Source organism: Streptomyces sp. SP18CS02 (assembly GCF_036322365.1).
Lineage (GTDB): Bacteria > Actinomycetota > Actinomycetes > Streptomycetales > Streptomycetaceae > Streptomyces.
Window position 1 is genome coordinate 249,707 of the sequence record NZ_JAQYXC010000288.1, and the last position, 14,164, is coordinate 263,870.

Consider the following 14,164-nt stretch of genomic DNA (forward strand, 5'->3'; position numbering starts at 1 on the left):
CCCGGTCCGCCGGCTGCGGGCGTCATCGTCCGGACCGCTCCTCGTCGGCGCCCTCCCGCTGGGCGATCTTGGACAGCAGCTGTTTGTCGAGCAGCAGCAGGGCGGTCAGGGCGTGTCGCGACGCCGTGCGCAGCGAGTCGGCGCGCGGCGCTCCCGCCGGGGGAGGCCCGGTGCGGGGGGTGCCGACACCGCTGGGGAGGCGCTGGGCTCCCGGCTCGGCCGGGGGAGCGTGGTGGCCCGGTCCGTCCCCGTCGCCCAGGGCGTCGAGATCGCTGAGCGGCCGGTCGAATCCGCCGCACATATGGGCGGCCGTCCGCAGCGCCTGGACCAGGTCCGAGTCGAGATCCTGGTCACCGGTGGTCTCGATCAGCGCGGGTATCAGACGGCTGATGTGGAGCAGGCTGTGGAGCTGCCGCAGGAGTTGCGGCGCGTGCTCGTCGGGTGTCGTGGGCGATGCCCAGGCGGCTCGTGCCGCGTGGATGTCCTGGCGGAGCTCCCGAGCGATCCGCACTTCCGCGCGGCGCGGCGACCGGGGGTTGACGGCCCAGGAGATACCGGCGTCGGCGACCGCGTCATAGGCGGCCAGTCGTCGTTGCACGAACGGGTCGGGCGCGTGCGCCTCGATGCGCTTGGGCAACTCGAAGTCGTCCATGGGCGGGACCGTACCGGCACCGCACCCCATCGCGCACCGTCCCGTACGGAATGTATTTCGAGGAATGCCTCCGGCGGCCGTTTCCCCTGCCGGAAAGGGACGTTCCGGGACGCCGTGCTCGCACGGGGAGCTCCTTGGGTGACTCTCCGTGCAAAGCTCTGGGGTCGACTGGGGGGATGCGGCGTCCCGGTGAACCCGGCGGGCCGGGCCGCCGTGGACCCCGGACGCGGGCGCCGCGCGCAGGCCCGGCACCGGGTCCGGAGAACGGCGCGAGGCCGACGCGCACGCGCGGCGGGGGGCGGCGCCGCGGCGGCGCGTCGCGGGGCGTTCGCCCGCCGTACGGCGGGCAGTCATGGAGCGTCCGCCGGGCGATACCCCGCGCACGCTGTCCTTGGGGCGCCCCTCGCCACCCTTCACCCATAGAGGTCAACGCATCCATGACAGATCTCGACCGTCGCCGCTTCCTCCAACTCGCCGGCGGCACCGCCGCCCTCACCGTGCTGTCGGACAGCATCGCCAGGGCCGCGGCCATCCCCGCCCAAGGTGCCACCGGCACCCTCCAGGACGTCGAGCACATCGTCGTCCTGATGCAGGAGAATCGTTCCTTCGATCACTACTTCGGCGCGATGAAGGGCGTCCGCGGTTTCGGTGACCCCCGTCCCGTGACCCTGCCCAGCGGCAAGTCCGTCTGGAACCAGTCGGACGGCACCAAGGTGACCCTGCCGTTCCGGCCCCCGGGCGACGACCTCGGCATGGAGTTCCTCCAGGGCCTGAACCACGACTGGGCCGGCGGGCAGAAGGCGTTCAACAAGGGACGGTACGACCAGTGGGTCCCCGCCAAGACCCCCACCACCATGGCGTACCTCACGAGGGACGACATCCCCTTCCACTACGCGCTGGCCGACTCCTTCACCGTCTGCGACGCGTACCACTGCTCGTTCATCGGCTCCACGGACCCCAACCGCTACTACATGTGGACGGGCCACACCGGCAACGACGGCACCGGCGGCGGCCCCGTCCTCAACAACGCGGAGGCGGGCTACGGCTGGGCCACCTACCCCGAACGCCTGGAGGCGGCCGGAATCTCCTGGAAGGTCTACCAGGACATCGGCAACGGCCTCGACGCCGCGGGCTCCTGGGGCTGGATCGGCGACGCCTACCGCGGCAACTACGGTGACAACTCGCTGCTGTACTTCAACAAGTACCGTGACGCCCGGCCGGGCGACCCCCTCTACGACAAGGCCCGGACCGGCACCGACGCCGGGAAGGGCGACGGGTTCTTCGACGTCCTGCGCGCCGACGTCCGGGCCGGGCGGCTGCCCGCCGTCTCCTGGATAGCCGCCCCCGAGGCCTTCTCCGAGCACTCCAACTGGCCTTCCAACTACGGTGCCTGGTACATCGCACAGGTGCTGGACGCGCTGACGTCGAACCCCGACGTGTGGTCCCGTACCGCCCTCTTCATCACCTACGACGAGAACGACGGGTTCTTCGACCACGTGGTCCCGCCGTATGTGCCGTCCGGCAGCGCCCAGGGCCTGTCGACCGTGCCCACGGCGCTCGACCACTTCGGCGGCAGGACGGGCTACGTCGCCGGACCGTACGGCCTCGGCCCCCGGGTTCCCATGCTCGTCGTCTCCCCCTGGAGCACCGGCGGCTACACCTGCTCCGAGACCTTCGACCACACCTCGATCATCCGCTTCATGGAGCGCCGGTTCGGGGTGCGGGAGCCCAACATCTCGCCCTGGCGGCGCGCCGTCTGCGGGGATCTGACCTCGGCCTTCGACTTCGCGCGCACCCAGACCACCCCCGCCGCGCTGCCGCCGACCGACGGCTATTACCCGCCCGACCGCGAGCGTCACCCCGACTTCCGCCCCACGCCCCCCGCCGTCGGCACGATGCCCCGGCAGGAGCCGGGCAGCAAGCCCACCCGGCCGCTCCGGTACGCCCCGTACGTCGACGGGGCGGCCGACACCGGCAACGGCACGTACCGGCTCACCTTCAGCGGCGGCCCGGCCACCGGCGCCCAGTTCTACGTGACCTCGGCGAACCGGACCGACGCGCCGTGGACGTACACGACCGAGGCGGGCAAGTCGATCGCGGACACCTGGAACACGCAGTACTCGAAGGGGGTCACGGATCTGACCGTGCACGGCCCGAACGGCTTCCTGCGCCGCTTCCGCAACCCCGGCAGGACCGCCGGCCCCGAGGCCGTCGCCCGCCACAACGCGAGCACCGGCAACCTCGACCTCACCTTCACCCACGCCGGTAGCGGTGACGCCCGCCTCACCGTGACCAACGGCTACGGCGGCACCCCCCGGACGGTCACCGTCCGTGCCGGGGCGACCGTCACGCACTCCGTCGACCTGCGCGCCTGCCGCAACTGGTACGACGTCACCGTCACCTCCACGGCCCCGGACTTCCTGCGCCGCTTCGCGGGCCATGTGGAGACGGGCGCGCCGGGGCTGTCGGACCCGGGCATCCTCACGGCCTGACGAGCCCTCCCGTGCCCCCGCCCGGCCCCGCACCCACCGGCGGTGGCCGGCCCGGGTACGGGAGCGCCGGGGGCGCGACCCGCGCGTCCGGGCGCGGATTTTTGCCCGGCCCGGCGTGATCACCTGTCGTGTCCTTCGCTCTTCCACCCGGAAAATTGGCACTATAGGGAGAATTGTTCGTTTCGTAGTGTTCAGGGTGACAGGGCACGGAGGTCGCGCATGCTGCCACGTCCGGCCGTCGCGAGCCACGCCGGGTACGGAGGCGACGGCTCATGAGCACCGGCTGCCCGGACGCCGGAGACCGGACGGAGCAGGGGCCCCTGTCCGGGGTGGCGGCGGTGGTGTTCGACACCGATGGAGTGATCGTCGACTCGGCGCGTGAGCACGCCGCGGCGTGGAGGACCGCCTTCGACGCCTGCCTGCGGGCACATCCCCCCGCCGCCCCCGGTGCGCGTCGGCCGTTCGACATCGGGGACGACTACCTGCGCCACGTCGACGGCCGTCGACGCCTCGACGGAGCCGCGTCCTTCCTGGCATCGCGCGGCGTGGACCTGCCGGCGGGCAGCCCCGAGGACCCTCCGGGCACGGACACCGTGGCGGCCGTGGCCGCGTACAAGGACCGGCTCTACACCGAGTGGCTCGCGGCGCACGGCGTCGAGGCGTTCCCCGGGACGATGCGCCTGCTGCGCCTGCTGTGCGACCAGGGGGTCCCCCTCGCGGCGGTGTCCGCGTCCCGCCACGCCCGGGAACTGCTCACCCGGTGCGGCGCGCTGCCCTGCTTCGAGGCCGTGGTGGACGGCGTCGAGGCTTCGCGGCTGGGCCTTCCGGGCAAGCCCGACCCGGCGCTCTTCCTGGAGGCGGCGAGGCGGCTGGGACGGCCCCCGGGCGGTGCGGCGGTGGTGGAGGACTCGTTGGCCGGAGTCGAGGCAGGCCGGCGCGGCGGCTTCCGCACGGTGGTGGGCGTGGACCGCGCCGCCACCCCCGCGACCCGCGCCGAGCTGCTGGGGAGGGGGGCCGACGTCGTCGTCGACGACCTTGCCGAACTGGTCACCGGACCCCTCGGCGGCAGCGAGGACGCGACGGCCACGACCGGCACCGCCCCCGCGGCCACCGGCACCGAAGACACCGAAGACGCCGAAGACACCGAGGACTGACGATGCCCGAGTGGACCTGGGAGTACGAAGGGTACGAGCCCGGCCGGCAGCGGCTGCGAGAGGCGCTGTGCACCCTCGGAAACGGCTACTTCGCGACCCGGGGAGCGGCGCCCGAGTGCTCGGCGGACGCCGTGCACTACCCCGGTACGTACATCGCGGGCTGCTACAACCGCCTCACCTCGACCGTCGGCGGCCGGCAGGTCGAGAACGAGGACATGGTCAACCTGCCCAACTGGCTGCCGCTGCGCTTCCGCATCCACAGCCCCGAGGGGGACATGGCGTGGTTCACCCCCGACGGCGACGCGCTGCTCGAACACCGTCAGAAGCTGGACCTGCGCACCGGAACGCTGGAACGGTCGATGCGCTACCAGGCCGAGGACGGCAGGGTCCTCGCGGTGCGCCAGGTGCGTCTCGTGCACATGGGGCACGCGCACCTCGCCGCCATGCGCACCGAATTCACGGCGGAGGGCGGCTGGGAGGGCGACATCGAGGTGGAGGCGGCACTCGACGGCGGCATCACCAACAGCGGAGTCGCCCGCTACCGGGAGCTCAACGGCGATCACCTGGTCCATGTCAACGCCGGGGACGCCGAGCCCGGCACCGTGTGGCTGCGCTGCCGCACCAGTACGTCGGACATCCGGATCGGCCTGGCCGCCCGCACCACCGCCGACAAGCCGGTGGCGGGCTTCCGGACGGCCCACGAGCCCCTGCGCGCCGTCCAGCTCCTGCGTGTACCGCTGTCGCCCGCCGGTACCCGCACGGTCGACAAAGTGGTGGCCCTGTACACCTCCCGGGACTTCGCGATCAGCGACCCGCTCCACGCGGCGATCGACGCGACCGGCCGGGCTGCCGGCTTCGCGGCGCTCCTGGAGTCGCACGCCTCCGCCTGGCGGCAGCTCTGGCGGAGGGCGGAGCTCGACGTACCGGGGGAGTCGGGCCGGATCCTGCGGCTGCACCTCTTCCACGTGCTGCAGACCCTCTCGCCGCACACCGCGGACCTCGACGTGGGGGTCCCGGCCCGGGGACTGCACGGCGAGGCGTACCGGGGCCACATCTTCTGGGACGAGCTCTTCGTCCTGCCCTATCTGAACCTGCACTTCCCCGAGGTCTCGCGCGCCCTGCTGCTGTACCGGTACCGGCGGCTCGAGCGGGCCCGCAACGCCGCCCGCGACGCCGGGCGGACGGGGGCGCTCTACCCGTGGCAGAGCGGCAGCGACGGCCGGGAGGAGACGCAGCAACTGCACCTGAACCCGCGCTCCGGGCACTGGCTCCCGGACTACTCCCGGCTCCAGTACCACGTCGGGTCGGCCATCGCGTACAACGTCTGGCAGTACTGCGAGGCCAGCGGCGACACCGAGTTCCTGCACACCAAGGGCGCCGAGATGCTGACGCAGATCGCCCGCTTCTGGGCGGCCGTGGCGACGTACGACCCGGACCGCCGGCGCTACCGGATCAAGGGGGTGCTGGGACCCGACGAATACCACGACTCCTACCCGAGCGCCCTCGCCCCCGGCCTCGACGACAACGCGTACACCAACGTCACCGCCGCCTGGACCCTCGCCAGGGCCCTCAGCGTCCTGCGCGAGATGCCCGAGCCGCGCAGGATCGAGCTGCGGGAGCGGACCGGACTGGAAGACACCGAACTGGATCTGTGGGACGACGTCTCGCGCAATCTGCGCGTACCGTTCCACTCCGGTGTCGTCAGCCAGTTCGACGGGTACGGCGACCTCGAGGAGCTCGACTGGGACGGCTACCGCGCCCGCTACGGTGACATCCGCCGCCTCGACCGCATCCTGGAGGCGGAGGGCGACGCGATCAACCGCTACCAGGCGTCCAAGCAGGCCGATGTGCTCATGCTGGGCTACCTCTTCGCCCCCGCCGAACTGAAGGGCATCTTCCGAAGGCTCGGTTACGAGCTCGACGACGCGACCTGGAGCCGGACCGTCGACTACTACCTCCGCCGTACCAGCCACGGATCCACCCTCAGCGGCCTGGTCCACGGCTGGGTGCTGGCCCGGGTACGCCGTGACGAGGCGTGGACCTACGTGGAGGAGGCCCTGACCAGCGACATCGCGGACCTGCACGGCGGCACCACCGAGGAGGGGGTGCACCTGGGAGCCATGGCCGGCACGGTCGACCTCGTGCAGCGCGGACTCACCGGCCTGGAGACCCGAAGCGGGGCGCTGTGGCTGGACCCGGTGCCCTCGCCGCACTTCACGGAGTACGGCTTCTCCATCCACTACCACGGCCACTGGGGGGTGCAACTGCGCGTCAGGCCGGGGAAACTGCAGATCAGCGTGCCCGCGTCGAACGGCTCGCCCATCGATGTCCGGCTTCCGGACCGGGCGGTGTCCGTCCAGCCGGGCGAGTCGGCGCTCCTGGGGCTGCCGCACTGACGCGTGGGCGCCGCCGCAGGAGCGCCCCTCAGGGGCGTCGGACCGGGCGGGCCGCCGGGGCCGCCCGGTGATCCCTTCCGGATCGCGAGCGCGCCCCGCTCACGCCGCGGTGGCGCGCAGGCGCTGTGCGACCTCCTTCGCCCTGGTGGCGGCGTCCGCCAGGGCCTGGGCGCGGGAAGCCTCGGCGAGCGGGACGAGCTCCGCCATCGACGGGTTGCTCGCGGCGAGCGTCAGCTCGGGCACGATGAAGTCGACCTCCGCGCCGAGCATCTCGGTCAGCAGGGCGCCGAGGTAGTTGCGCACGTACTCGAAGGGCTCACGCGGAGTGCCGGGCGCGTAGGAGCCGCCGCGGCTGGCGACGACGGTGACGGGCTTGCCCTTGAGCGTGGAATCCGGGCCGGCGGTCCGGCCCATCAGGATGACCTGGTCAAGCCAGGCCTTCAGGGTGGACGGGATGGAGAAGTTGTACATCGGGGCGCCGATCAGCACGGCGTCCGCCTGCTCCAGTTCCTCGATCAGCCTCACGCGCCCGGCGAAGGCCGCCGCCTGCTCGGGGCTGTGCGTGGCCGGATCGGCGAAGCCGGCGGAGGCGGCCAGGCCGTCGAGGTGGGGGACCGGGTTCCGGGAGAGGTCGCGGTAGATCACCGTGCCCTCCGGGTGCTGTTCCTCCCACGCCTTGCGGAACGTCTCCGTCACTTCGCGCGAAGCGGAGGCGGACAGGGGGAAGAGGGACGAGTCCAGGTGCAGCAGCGTCGCCATGCGGATCTCCGAAGGAACGAGGTCCGGAGCTCGGCCCCGAACCGGATGCTGTTTCGTATGCAACTATCAATAACACAGGTACTTACTTTTTTTCACCCCCCTACGGGAAAGTAGTAACCTGGGGGCATGACGGACGACGGGGGCCACGGCGAGGCGGCGTGTCAGCAGGTCGACGAGGGCATCACGCGCGTCTTCCAACTGCTCGGCAAGCGCTGGACCGGAATGATCGTGGCCGTGCTGCTGCAGCGCCCTGCGTACTTCGCCGAACTGCGCCGGGCCATTCCCGGCATCAGTGAGCGCATGCTCTCGGACCGGCTCGTGGAGCTGGGCGCGGCGCTGCTCGTCGTGCGCGAGGTCGACGAAGGCCCTCCGCTGCGCGTCTCGTACCGCCTGACGGAGGCGGGCGCCGCGCTCGAACCGGCCCTGCGGGAGCTGGGGCGGTGGGCGGAGAAGCATCTGCCGGAGGACGCGGCGGCCGCCGCCCGGTGCCCCCGGTAGAAGCCGTGCCCCGGCCGGGCGGTGACGCGGCCGCCGTGACGGCCGGGCTCCCGTCCGCGCCCCGCCCGGGCGCCGTTCGGGCGACGGCGGCGACGGCGACCCGGTGGACCCGCGGCCGGCCGGCCCGTGGATCCAGCGGATTACGCGCGCGGGTCGGCCCGTACACTCGTGACCCACTGCGGCTTCGTGTGCTCAGAGCCGCCTGCCGCCCAGGGAAGGACTCGCTCGTGAACGCGCGACCGGATGCGCCGATCTACGCCCAGCTCATAAGGGAGCGCGGTGACGTGCCGTCGGAGGTGCGCGAGGTGGCGGAGGAGACTCTGCGCAACCTGGAGCGGGCCATGAACTGGGGCCACGGGTTCGGCATGCGGGGCCCCGGTCCCGACGCCTTCGGACGCGGCCTGCCCGTACGTCACGGCGCCCCCGGCGCCCCGTAGTCACCCGCCGTCGCTGTCGGCGCCGACAGCCGGAGGCCAGGAGGCTCTTCGGCTCGGCCGCCCGCGGGCGGATCGAGGCCGCGGCCGAGCTCCGTCCCGGACCGGGCGCTCCCGGCTCCTCGGCTCGTCGTGCGGCCCACCCCGGGGTTTCCCGCGGCCCGTCCCGGGCGGCGGACGCCGGAGCGGGCGATGCGGGCCTCGACCCGACCCGACCCGACCCGATCCGACCCGGACCGTGCGTCCTTACGCGCGCCCTTCGCGCCCTGGCGCCCCGCAGGCGGGCCGGGCCGCGCGCAGGTCCAGCTCGCCGACCGTCTGGCTTCCGCTCGTCTCGCCCGTCGGCCGGAAACCGAGCCCCAGATAGAAACCCCCGGGGCCGTCCTCCCCCGGATGCCAGGTGGTGGTCAGGCGGGTGCCGCCGCGCCGGCGGATCTCGGCGGCCACGGACTCGACCGCGAAGCGGCCGCAGCCCCTGCCCTGCTCGCCCGCCGCGATATTGAGGCGCCACAGGCCGGACCGTAGGTCGGTTCCGTCGCCCCGCCAGTCGATGTCGAAGAAGGCCATGAGGAACCCGACGGGCCGGTCGCCGTCGAGGACGAGGCGGGGCCAGGCCGTGCCGGGATGGACGTACGCCTCGGCCAGCGACTTCACGACCGGCGCGACCAGGTGCTCCTGATCCGGCCGGACCCGCAGGCCGGTCGCGGCGTCGAGGTTCTCCGGAGTGATCTTCTCCAGACGGAGTGTGCTCTGCATCCCGGAACCCTAGGCCGCGAGACATGAGCCGGGTCGTTCGGGCCCTTCTCCCGGGGCCGGACGCGTCACGACCCCGACCGGGACGCGCCCACCGTCGAGTTCGGCTCCCGCGGCGACAGCTCCCTCTCCCGGCAGCTCCTGACCTCCGGTCAACGCCCGCTCCGGCGCCGGCGGGTACGGCGAGGCGCGGCGGTCGCGCACCAGCGACCGGGCGGGGCGCCCCCTGGGGCAGGGCGGATCACACGCTCGTTGTCAGTGGCCGGTGTCAGGCTGTCGCCATGACGAACAATGTGAAGGGCCCCGCCAGTTACTTCCCCTCGATCGAGACGAAGTACGGCCGCCCCATAACGGAGTGGAAGGACCTCATCCGCTCCTCGCCCCTGACCAGGCACATGGAACTCGTCTCCTGGCTCAAGACCGAGCACGCGATGGGGCACGGCCATGCCAACGCGCTCGTCGCCCACACGCTCGCGGAGGACAGCGGCGCCTGACCGCCTTTGACGCTCGGGCCCCGAGCCCCCCGGGACCGTGGCACGTAGAGTGGAGCGATCGTGTGCCGCCGCCCCACGTCACGGGGGCGGGGGCGGCGTGCGGGGGCAGGGACCGGCGCACCGGCGGCGTGCGCGGGTCACACGGACGGGAAGTGAACGGGGAGCGGTGTGGACGAGGACGGGCGGCGCGGCCGTCACGGTGCGGCGTGGGCGCTGAGATGAGTCTGTTCGCCATCAGCGACCTCCATGTCCGCTATGCCGAGAACCGCGACATCGTCGACGGCCTGCGACCGGAGTCCGCCGACGACTGGCTGGTGGTCGCGGGCGACGTCGCGGAGACCTTCGACGACATCGTGTGGGCGCTCGGCACACTGAACGAGCGCTTCGCCAAGGTGATCTGGACGCCCGGCAACCACGAGCTGTGGACCCCGCCGAACGACCCGGTCCAGCTCCGTGGCGAGGAACGCTATCTGCACCTGGTCGAGACCCTGCGCGGCCTCGGGGTGGTGACGCCGGAGGACCCCTACCCGGTGTGGCGGGGCACCGACGGGCCGGTCGTGATCGCGCCGCTGTTCGTGCTGTACGACTACACGTTCCGGCCCGAAGGGACGTACACCAAGGACGGGGCGCTCGAGGTCGCCCACGAGGCGGGTGTGGTCGCCACCGACGAGTACCTGCTGCACCCCGACCCGTACCCCAGCCGTGAGGCGTGGTGCCGGGCGCGCCTGGCCTACACCCGCTCGCGACTGGACCGGATCGACCCCGCGCTGCCCACCGTGCTGGTCAACCACTTCCCGCTGGTGCGCGAGCCCACCCGCATCCTGCACTACCCGGAGTTCGCGCTGTGGTGCGGCACCGAGGAAACGGCGGACTGGCACGTGCGGTACCGCGCGGCCACCGTCGTCTACGGACATCTGCACATCCCCCGCACGATCGAATGCGACGGCGTGCCCCACCGCGAGGTGTCGCTCGGTTATCCGCGCGAGTGGCGCAGCCGTCCGGTCGCGCCCGCCGGGCTCTGCCGCATACTCCCCGGACCGAGGAGGCACGGGTGACCGCCACCACCGGCCGGAGCGGTCTGCTCACCCGGCTGCTCCCCGACGACGTGATGGTCAGTGAACTGTTCACCGACCCGCCGGATCTCGCGCTGTTCCCGCAGGAGGCCGAGGTCGTGGCCGGCGCCGTGGAGGCGCGACGGCGGGAGTTCGCGACCGTACGGCGGTGCGCGCGCACCGCGCTGGCCAGGCTCGGCGTGGCCCCCGGCCCGATCCTGCCCGCCCGGGAGGGCCCGCCGTGGGCACACCGCGCGCCGAAGTGGCCCGACGGCGTGGTCGGAAGCATGACGCACTGCGAGGGGTACCGCGCGGCGGCGGTGGCCCGGCGTGCGGCGATCGCCTCGGTGGGCGTGGACGCCGAGCCGAACGCCCCGGTGCCCGACGGCGTGGCGGAACTGGTGGTGCTGCCCGAGGAGCGGGGCATCCTCGACCGGCTCACCGTGGCCGAACCCGCCATCGCATGGGACAGGCTGCTGTTCAGCGCGAAGGAGAGCGTCTTCAAGGCCTGGTATCCGCTGACCGGCCGCTGGCTGGACTTCAGCGAGTGCGTGATCGAGCCCGATCCTGTCCGGGGAACCTTCACCGGGACCCTCAAGGTCCCCGGACCGGTCCTCTCCGGCGAGCGGATCGACCGCTTCGAGGGACGGTGGCACAGCCTGGCCGGTGAGGACACCGGTCTTCTGGCCACCGCCGTCGTCGTCCGCGGGCGCGGTCCGCTCTCCTGACGCCCCGTTCCGGCTCCGTCCCCGACGGGGCCGGAGCCGGAGCCGGAGGGCGGGACACCGCCGAAGCACGTTCCCGCCGGTCTGCCGCCGATCCGCCGGGCCGCCTCCGGTGTCAGCCGACGTACGCCGGCGGCTGGCGGTCCTTCCACGGCACGGCCTGCTCCAACTGCGCGGCCACCTGGAGCAGAAGATCCTCCCGGCCGTGCGCCGCGACGAGCTGGACCCCGATGGGCAGCCCCTCCACGCTCTGGCCGAGAGGCAGACTGACGGCCGGGTTGCCCGACGCGTTGAACGTGGCCGTGAACGGCCCGTGCGTGAAGATGCGGCTGAGCCAGGAGCGCACCGAACGGTGCGGACCGTCGTAGTCCAGGGTGCCGTGAGGAGCGGGCAGCCGGGCCAGTGTCGGGGTGACCAGCAGGTCGTAGTCCTGGAAGAACCGGCCCACGGGCCGGGTCACCCGGTTCTGCGCCTCCATCGCCTTCATGACGTCCAGCACGGTGAACGCCTCGGTCTCGGAGAGCACCCGACGCGACACCGCCTCCAGCGACGAGGCGTCGGGCCGGCGCGGCGCGCCCCTCAGTACCGCGCCACCGGTGGTGACGGCCGTGAGCATGGCGGCCTCGACGACCGCCTCGCCGTCGACGTCCAGCCGCGTCTCGGCCACCGTGTGCCCGATCCACTCCAGCACCTTGCCGGCGGTGACCGTGGTCTCGGCGACCTGCGCGTCCACCGACCCGCCCGTCCAGGCCGAAGTGGTCGGCGCCACCCGCAGCCGGCCCGGATCGGTGCGGATCGCCTCGGCGCACGGGCGGACGGGCGGCGGCGCCTGGTACTTGTCGCCGACCGCCGGCGCGCAGACCGCGTCCAGCAGATGGGCCGTGTCCCGCACCGTACGGGTCACCGCGAACTCAACGAGCTGCCCGAAGGCGACCTCACCGCCCAACGGCCCGCACGGGGTGCGCCCGGGACTCGGCTTGAGGCCGACGAGACCGCAGGAGGACGCCGGGACACGGATGGAGCCCCCCGCGTCGTTCGCGTGCGCCAGCGGTACCGCGCCCGCGGCGACGAGCGCCGCCGCGCCTCCGCTCGACCCGCCCACGCCGCGTGCGAGGTCTCAGGGGTTGCGCGTGGGCCCGTAACGCACCGACTCGGTCGCGAAGCTCAGCCCGGACTCCGGCGCGGTGCTCTGCCCGAGCGGCGACAGGCCCGCGGGTGCGGAACCGGGCCATCAGATCGTGGTCGACCACCGCGTAGGCACGTTGATACTGCGGCTGCCGAGGGTGAACGGCACTCCCTGGGCGAAGGGACCGCTGTCCTTGATGACGCAGGGGACCCCGCCCAGCGGCCCGTCGGGCTCATGGGCCAGGGACGGGTCGAACAACGGCCGCGTCAGCGCGTTGAGATCGGCGTCGGCCCGCTCCAGCGCGAGCCGCGCCACCCGCTCCACCTCGGCCGCGCTCACCTCCCGGTCCCGGATCAGCTCCCGCAGACCCACCGCGTCGAAGGAGGCGTACTCGTGGAGTTCCAGTGGTCCCAGCCCCTTGCCCTCGTCGCCGACGCCTGGTCAGCGCGGGGTGGTCGCGGCCTCGATGTGCCCGGTGATCTCCCGCATGACGCTCTCCGCGTGGGCGGTGACGAAGAAGTGCCCGCCGGTGAAGACGCGGATGCGGAACGGGGCGACCGTGTGCTGCGCCCACGCCTCGGCCTCGGCGACGTCCACCAGCGGGTCGTCGTCGGCCGTCAGGGCGGTGACCGGGCAGTTCAGCGGGGGTCCGGCCGTGTAGCGGTAGGTTTCGACGGCGCGGTAGTCGCTGCGCATGGCCGGCAGGACCATCCGCAGGATCGCCTCGTCGGCGAGCACCTCCGCGTCGGTGCCGCTCAGCCGCTGCAACTCCCGGACGAGCCCGTCGTCGTCACGCAGATGGACCCGCTCGTCGCGATGGCTCGACGGAGCCCTGCGCCCGGAAGCGAACAGCCCCAGCGGCACGATTCCCCGTGCTTCGAGCCGCCGAGCGACCTCGAAGGCGATCGTCGCGCCCATGCTGTGGCCGAACAGGGTCAGCGGCCGGTCCGCCCAGCCCACGAGCTCCTCGGTGATCCGGTCGGCCAGGGTCGGGATGTCGTCCACACACGGCTCGTTCAGGCGGTCCTGCCGGCCCGGGTACTGCACCGCCAGCACGTCGACGCCGGGGGACACCGCCCGGGAGACGGGGAAGTAGAACGTGGCCGACCCGCCGGCGTGCGGGAAGCAGACCAGGCGGGTGCCTGCCTCCGGCGCCGGGTGGAACCGACGGATCCAGCCGCTGCTCATGGGCAGTCCAGCCACAATTTGTACCTTTCGTCGTACAAGTCCTTGCCCGTGCGACGGCTACCCCAGGGCCTGCCGGGGCGGTGCGCCGTCGAGGGGGCGGCCCACCCGGTGGATCAATCCCAGCCATCGGTTATGCTTGGCTTGTTTTTATGTCAGAGTACATTCAGGTTTGCGCGTCTCCCGCAAGCTGACCCCCACTCATGACCGGTTCCACCAGAGCCCGGTCGCGTCACAGCGGTGACGGGGGTACGTGGGGCAGGCGGGGTGAGCCGCCCGGCAGTTGACCTCGGGCCCGCTCGCAGGGGCCAATCGGTACGGCCTTCAGGGGCGGGAAAGACGGTCGTCCGGCCACTGCCAAGTGCCGGGCGCGGGTCGGACTCACTCCTGCTCCAGAATCGCAAGGGCGCCGTTCGTCGCCCGTCTCTCCGATATGCCTCGGCT

14 protein-coding genes are annotated in these 14,164 nt (G+C 72.6%); 8 read left to right on the forward strand and 6 right to left on the reverse strand.

Going from position 1 to position 14,164, the window contains the following annotated elements; genetic code table 11:
- Positions 1 to 22: 22 nt before the first annotated feature.
- Positions 23 to 652: a hypothetical protein gene (locus tag PUR26_RS19590; protein ID WP_329873707.1), complete on the reverse strand. Its 630-nt coding sequence runs from the start codon at positions 650 to 652 to the stop codon at positions 23 to 25.
- Between the two features lie 437 nt (positions 653 to 1,089).
- On the opposite strand from PUR26_RS19590, the gene PUR26_RS19595 reads away from it, so the two are divergent.
- The 3 genes from PUR26_RS19595 (at position 1,090) to PUR26_RS19605 (ending at position 6,694) form a co-directional block, all read left to right on the forward strand.
- A complete protein-coding gene (locus PUR26_RS19595) occupies positions 1,090 to 3,144 on the forward strand; it encodes a phosphocholine-specific phospholipase C (protein ID WP_329873708.1) in 2,055 nt (684 codons plus the stop codon).
- A gap of 272 nt (positions 3,145 to 3,416) precedes the next feature.
- Positions 3,417 to 4,298 (forward strand): HAD family hydrolase, encoded by an 882-nt coding sequence (locus tag PUR26_RS19600; RefSeq protein WP_329873709.1) that lies wholly within the window; start codon positions 3,417 to 3,419, stop codon positions 4,296 to 4,298.
- Positions 4,299 to 4,300: 2 nt separating this feature from the next.
- Positions 4,301 to 6,694, forward strand: a complete 2,394-nt coding sequence (locus PUR26_RS19605; RefSeq protein ID WP_329873710.1) for a glycoside hydrolase family 65 protein — start codon at positions 4,301 to 4,303, stop codon at positions 6,692 to 6,694.
- A gap of 99 nt (positions 6,695 to 6,793) precedes the next feature.
- Here the strand turns inward: PUR26_RS19605 and PUR26_RS19610 are convergent, their stop codons facing one another.
- Positions 6,794 to 7,453 (reverse strand): FMN-dependent NADH-azoreductase, encoded by a 660-nt coding sequence (locus PUR26_RS19610; protein ID WP_329873711.1) that lies wholly within the window; start codon positions 7,451 to 7,453, stop codon positions 6,794 to 6,796.
- A 126-nt stretch (positions 7,454 to 7,579) separates the two neighbouring features.
- Between PUR26_RS19610 and PUR26_RS19615 the strand changes: the two genes are divergently transcribed.
- Together PUR26_RS19615 and PUR26_RS19620 are read left to right on the forward strand one after the other, a co-directional pair.
- On the forward strand, positions 7,580 to 7,951 hold the full coding sequence (locus PUR26_RS19615) for a winged helix-turn-helix transcriptional regulator (RefSeq protein ID WP_329873712.1): 372 nt from the start codon (positions 7,580 to 7,582) through the stop codon (positions 7,949 to 7,951).
- Between the two features lie 227 nt (positions 7,952 to 8,178).
- The gene (locus PUR26_RS19620; protein WP_329873713.1) at positions 8,179 to 8,388 is read left to right on the forward strand and encodes a hypothetical protein; all 210 of its coding nucleotides are present in this window, start codon (positions 8,179 to 8,181) and stop codon (positions 8,386 to 8,388) included.
- Positions 8,389 to 8,631: 243 nt separating this feature from the next.
- Here PUR26_RS19620 and PUR26_RS19625 read toward each other — a convergent pair whose 3' ends face one another.
- Positions 8,632 to 9,141: a GNAT family N-acetyltransferase gene (locus PUR26_RS19625; protein WP_329873714.1), complete on the reverse strand. Its 510-nt coding sequence runs from the start codon at positions 9,139 to 9,141 to the stop codon at positions 8,632 to 8,634.
- Between the two features lie 278 nt (positions 9,142 to 9,419).
- Here PUR26_RS19625 and PUR26_RS19630 point away from each other — a divergent pair, with 278 nt between their 5' ends.
- From PUR26_RS19630 to PUR26_RS19640, 3 genes are all read left to right on the forward strand, one after another.
- Positions 9,420 to 9,632 carry a DUF4287 domain-containing protein gene (locus tag PUR26_RS19630; RefSeq protein WP_329873715.1) on the forward strand — a complete coding sequence of 71 codons (213 nt, stop codon included), beginning with the start codon at positions 9,420 to 9,422 and terminating at the stop codon, positions 9,630 to 9,632.
- A gap of 218 nt (positions 9,633 to 9,850) precedes the next feature.
- A complete protein-coding gene (locus PUR26_RS19635; RefSeq protein ID WP_329873716.1) occupies positions 9,851 to 10,687 on the forward strand; it encodes a metallophosphoesterase family protein in 837 nt (278 codons plus the stop codon).
- A 23-nt stretch (positions 10,688 to 10,710) separates the two neighbouring features.
- Positions 10,711 to 11,412 carry a 4'-phosphopantetheinyl transferase family protein gene (locus PUR26_RS19640; RefSeq protein ID WP_443077119.1) on the forward strand — a complete coding sequence of 234 codons (702 nt, stop codon included), beginning with the start codon at positions 10,711 to 10,713 and terminating at the stop codon, positions 11,410 to 11,412.
- A gap of 112 nt (positions 11,413 to 11,524) precedes the next feature.
- Here PUR26_RS19640 and PUR26_RS19645 read toward each other — a convergent pair whose 3' ends face one another.
- The 3 genes from PUR26_RS19645 to PUR26_RS19655 form a co-directional block, all read right to left on the reverse strand.
- On the reverse strand, positions 11,525 to 12,511 hold the full coding sequence (locus PUR26_RS19645) for an amidase (RefSeq protein WP_329873718.1): 987 nt from the start codon (positions 12,509 to 12,511) through the stop codon (positions 11,525 to 11,527).
- Between the two features lie 129 nt (positions 12,512 to 12,640).
- A complete protein-coding gene (locus PUR26_RS19650; RefSeq protein ID WP_329873719.1) occupies positions 12,641 to 12,907 on the reverse strand; it encodes a hypothetical protein in 267 nt (88 codons plus the stop codon).
- 69 nt (positions 12,908 to 12,976) lie between these two features.
- Entirely contained in the window at positions 12,977 to 13,723 is a 747-nt protein-coding gene (locus tag PUR26_RS19655; RefSeq protein ID WP_329873858.1) for a thioesterase II family protein, read from the reverse strand.
- Positions 13,724 to 14,164 lie beyond the last annotated feature (441 nt).

Coding starts and splice junctions, on each gene's coding strand:
- PUR26_RS19635 (WP_329873716.1), top strand. CDS start 9,851: ATGAGTCTGTTCGCCATCAGCGACCTCCATGTCCGCTATGCCGAGAAC.
- PUR26_RS19605 (WP_329873710.1), top strand. CDS start 4,301: ATGCCCGAGTGGACCTGGGAGTACGAAGGGTACGAGCCCGGCCGGCAG.
- PUR26_RS19625 (WP_329873714.1), bottom strand. CDS start 9,141: ATGCAGAGCACACTCCGTCTGGAGAAGATCACTCCGGAGAACCTCGAC.
- PUR26_RS19655 (WP_329873858.1), bottom strand. CDS start 13,723: ATGAGCAGCGGCTGGATCCGTCGGTTCCACCCGGCGCCGGAGGCAGGC.
- PUR26_RS19600 (WP_329873709.1), top strand. CDS start 3,417: ATGAGCACCGGCTGCCCGGACGCCGGAGACCGGACGGAGCAGGGGCCC.
- PUR26_RS19610 (WP_329873711.1), bottom strand. CDS start 7,453: ATGGCGACGCTGCTGCACCTGGACTCGTCCCTCTTCCCCCTGTCCGCC.
- PUR26_RS19590 (WP_329873707.1), bottom strand. CDS start 652: ATGGACGACTTCGAGTTGCCCAAGCGCATCGAGGCGCACGCGCCCGAC.
- PUR26_RS19615 (WP_329873712.1), top strand. CDS start 7,580: ATGACGGACGACGGGGGCCACGGCGAGGCGGCGTGTCAGCAGGTCGAC.
- PUR26_RS19595 (WP_329873708.1), top strand. CDS start 1,090: ATGACAGATCTCGACCGTCGCCGCTTCCTCCAACTCGCCGGCGGCACC.
- PUR26_RS19630 (WP_329873715.1), top strand. CDS start 9,420: ATGACGAACAATGTGAAGGGCCCCGCCAGTTACTTCCCCTCGATCGAG.